The organism is Pseudomonas sp. RA_35y_Pfl2_P32 (assembly GCF_963970735.1).
In the GTDB taxonomy this organism is placed as follows: Bacteria; Pseudomonadota; Gammaproteobacteria; order Pseudomonadales; family Pseudomonadaceae; genus Aquipseudomonas.
Genome location: NZ_CAXAQF010000049.1, coordinates 1 through 3,500 on the forward strand (window position 1 = coordinate 1; position 3,500 = coordinate 3,500).

The window sequence follows — 3,500 nt, forward strand, 5'->3', positions numbered from 1 at the left end:
AGAGCCCCAAGAGTTACTCTCCATTCGTTATAGGAATATTGCCTGGGCGCACGTTCCCGGTGCCACAAGTGCTTACAGTGCTTGGGGGAATGAAGGTGAATGAGGCTTCTTGTGATATTCACGATGTGAATAAAGCAGCTTCTGATCTGGTTGCAGTTGGGTGCAGCATAGGCATGGCGCATATTCCTGATGGTTTTACGCGACTTCGATTTAGCGCGATTGTCTCCTCCTATGTGGATGAAGTTATTCAGGCGGTTGATGAGGGAGTGATAAGTGCGTGGCAAGCGTTACAGGAAATAAGAGCTGAGTACGAAGATTTATCATCAAAGGCGCGTTTTTATGTTCGGAATGGTATTGGGGGTGCGGCTGGTGCGATGCAGGTTCAGACCGGGGCCTCGATTATTGGAGGCTCGAGAGGGCTGGGCGCAGTCCCAGGCGGCCTGATGATTGGGCATGGTGTTAATAATATTTATGAGGGTGTTGGAAATATCTATCTTGGGCCGGATGCTCCGAGTACGGTTGGGCCTGTTAGGCGTATGTACCCGCTTGTATCTGATGATGAGTATGCTGGGAATATGAGATATTACTCTACAGATTTATCTCTTTCGGCTTATGGGGTGTTTAGGTTGGTGTCAAAAAGCGGCTCGGTAGAGTTGTTTAGGCGTGATCCGATTAACTATGAAAGAGCTTATCGGCAATCTGGAGCGCTATCTTTGTTTTTTGAGGTTGTTGTTGATTTGTTGGCAATAAATACGATGGTTGTAGAGGTTGTAGAGGTTGTAGAGGTTGTGGGGGATGGGTGATCCTATGGTTTTTGGGGGTTGATTATATAATTCCGCGCATTCTCGGAGTGTAGAAACGAAATCCCCAAATAACTATAATTGTATATGTTATGGAAAATACGATAAGTTGGTGTTTTTTGTCTATGCTAAGAATTTTTATTGCTCCATATTCGATGATGCTGGCAGGTAGTATGGAGCAGCCTAGAACTAGTAGTGTGACGGAAATGTAGTATCGAATATTTTCAAGGTTCATTGTTTTTGAGTTCTGAATGATTGTTGGGGATTTAAGTGAGTTTGCGCATTCTTGGCATATAAAAGCGCAGTCCAAAAAAAACGATAGTTATGTATGTAATAAAATATGCAGTGTTTAGATGTTCTTCGTCTATGTGGATTACCTTGGTTGCGCAAAATATAATGAAGAGTGTCGGTAGTCCAGAGCAGCCTAAAACCAGGAGGGTGACTGCAATACGGTATCGAATATTTTCAAGATTCATTGGCTATCATGCCCCCAGGGGTGTGAGCCCCAAGATTAGGACTACCATTCAAAACAAATCAACTCTTCTTCAGTCGGCGTAAGACCCATGTTTGTAAGTAAATTTGACCGGCTGTCATGCCCGGTTTCACCTGCTCGCCAAGATGATCCGCTATTCAGGGGCGGCATTCGCGGTATCCTGAGCGCCCTGAACCCGGGCCGCTTTCCATGCTGGTGATTTCCAATCACTTATTCGGTATTTGCGTGATCCTTGTTATGTCCTTTGTTCTCAGTTGTTTAGTTGTTTTTTAATCGTTTGGTTGCAGCGGCGTTTTTCAAGGTAGTTGTCGCGTCAACCGTCTAACTATGCCGCTATTTTCTCGACCTGTTGCTCTCGATCCGGGTTCAACAGCGCGGTGCCAATCGGCTCCCAGTTACGCGTCTGATCCGACCACCGTTCCGGATTTTTCTCTTTGGCTCGTTCGTACGGCTCCTGTCGCCGGGCCAAGACCTGATGGTCCCGTCCTCGATGCCGCTCAGCCGGTGTGACGAAGCGGATACGGCTATGCCGGTGCTCGTTGTTGTACCAGCGCATAAAATCCCTCACCCACGCCCGTGCGGCGTCCAAACCGGCAAAGCCATCCTGCGGCCATTGCGGGCAGTATTTCAGGGTTCCAAACAGCGACTCCGAGTAGGGATTATCGTTGCTCACCCGCGGTCGTCCCCGCGAGGGCGTGATGCCCAGGTCGTACATCTTGATCAACAGCGTCACCGATTTCATCGGCGCGCCGTTGTCCGAGTGCAGCACCAGAGGTTCGCGTAAACACTGCTCGCCGATCATGCTGCGTTGCAGCAGTGCGGCGGCTTTCTCACCGCTTTCCAAGTCGTAGACCTCCCAGCCCACGGCCTTGCGGCTGTAAGTATCCTCGATCAGATAGAGGTAGTAATACTTACCGCGTATCGGTGACGGCAGATACGTGATGTCCCACGACCACACCTGATTGGGCGCTTTCGCTGTATGAGTCGTCGGTGCTGCGTATCGCCTGGGGCGCTAACTACGGCCTCGATGTTGCTGTTGACCCCTGGCTCGCAAGACGCGATAAAACGTCGCCTCCGACGCCAGATAACGCCCTTGATCGGCCAAGCGCGGCACGATCTGGCTCGGCGGCAGGTGGGCGTACTCCGGGCTGTTGCACAGCGTCACAATGGTCTGTCGCTCAGCCTCGTTCAGCGCATTTCGCGGCGTTGGCCGTGTGACAGTCGTTCGGGCATCGGCCTGGATAACGTCTGTTTCAGTCCATCGCTGTAAGGTCCGCAGCGATAGACCGATTTCCCGACAGGCCTGGATTTTTCTGGCTCCCGCCGCGACCGCTTTACTCAGCCAGTCAACGAGTAGCTGTCGTTATGGCAACGATATCGGTTGTCCTCGTTGTCGGTCCCCAGTAGTCGTTGAGCTTTTTTCGCCGCACCAAACGCGGCTGTTTCAGCGAGCGCCTTATCTTTGCGGCGCAGTTCGCGCTCAAGTTCCTGGATGCGTTTCTTGTCTTTGCGAGACTGCTCCCGATCTTCTTTTTACAGGGTCTTTTCCGATTTCTGGCCGGTGATGAAGGCTTGTCGCCAAGCAGTGATTTGCTCGGGGTAAAGGTCTTTGCGGCGGCAATACTCGCCGACGTCGATCTCGGACAAACTGGCGGCCTCAAGCACGACAGCAAACTTGGTTTCGGCTAACCAGTTCTCGGTCAACGGCTTGTTTTCGGACACTGTACTTCCTTCAGAGCTGAGCTGCTTGCGCCAGTTGGACAAAGACATTTCGCTAACCCCTTCGCGCCGGGAAACCTCGGCCATCGACAGGTTCAGCGGGGGAAGCAGCATCTTAAGTAATGCGGCTCTGCTTTCAGGTGAATAGTACGGCACGACCAGTCTCTTTCCGCCCCCGATATGCTTTTTCAGGAAAATTCGGAGAGGCGACAACTATCCTGACACCGGGGGATCCTCTCGAGTAAGTTGGGTTGCGCGACCGTCATTAGCGGCCAAGAAAGGCGATAGAGCTCTGAGGTTGCTCCTGTTGTGAAGTAAACATATCTGGCTTCAACGACCAACCCGGCCATGTGCCGGGTTGGTTGTTTTTGTGGTTCATACACTAAATTCAGAAGCGCCCTACAACCGAAGTTTTTCTTTTTGTCTTAGCCTGCCACTCCGAACACAAAGGAGTGGGACGTATGGCCAGTCACAGCTACATGAGTATT

General features: G+C 51.2%; 1 protein-coding gene and 1 pseudogene. One reads left to right on the forward strand and one right to left on the reverse strand.

Going from position 1 to position 3,500, the window contains the following annotated elements; all coding sequences use genetic code 11:
• Positions 1-803: DUF4225 domain-containing protein (locus AACY45_RS26915; protein WP_339548469.1), on the forward strand; the 803-nt coding region annotated here is incomplete at its 5' end.
• An 815-nt stretch (positions 804-1,618) separates the two neighbouring features.
• Here the strand turns inward: AACY45_RS26915 and AACY45_RS26920 are convergent.
• A pseudogene (locus tag AACY45_RS26920) lies at positions 1,619-3,126 on the reverse strand (IS3 family transposase).
• Positions 3,127-3,500 lie beyond the last annotated feature (374 nt).